A 336-nucleotide genomic window follows, 5' to 3' on the forward strand; every position below is an offset into this window, starting at 1 on the left:
CTACAAAAACTGACCACTCAATGGTTCTTGGCATCCAGGCGGCGGCCAGGGGCGCTGGAGCCTGCCGTCACGCGCGCCCAGTAGACTGAGCGAGAAATCTTGAAGTCAAGATACTTGTAAGGGAGTGTCCGCGCATGGCGAAGATCATCTATACGCACACCGACGAGGCCCCGCTCCTCGCGACCTACTCGTTCCTGCCCATCGTCCAGGCGTACGCGAAGACCGCCGGCGTCGAGGTCGACACCCGCGACATCTCGCTCGCCGGGCGCATCCTCGCCACGTTCCCCGAGAACCTCACCGAGGAGCAGCGCGTCGGCGACGCCCTCGCCGAGCTCG

General features: G+C 64.6%; 1 protein-coding gene. It reads left to right on the forward strand.

Going from position 1 to position 336, the window contains the following annotated elements:
• Positions 1-134: 134 nt before the first annotated feature.
• Positions 135-336 (forward strand): NADP-dependent isocitrate dehydrogenase (locus ID132_RS12915; protein ID WP_193128811.1); only part of this gene is annotated, 202 nt, incomplete at its 3' end.

The organism is Gulosibacter sediminis (assembly GCF_014904065.1).
GTDB lineage: Bacteria > Actinomycetota > Actinomycetes > Actinomycetales > Microbacteriaceae > Gulosibacter > Gulosibacter sediminis.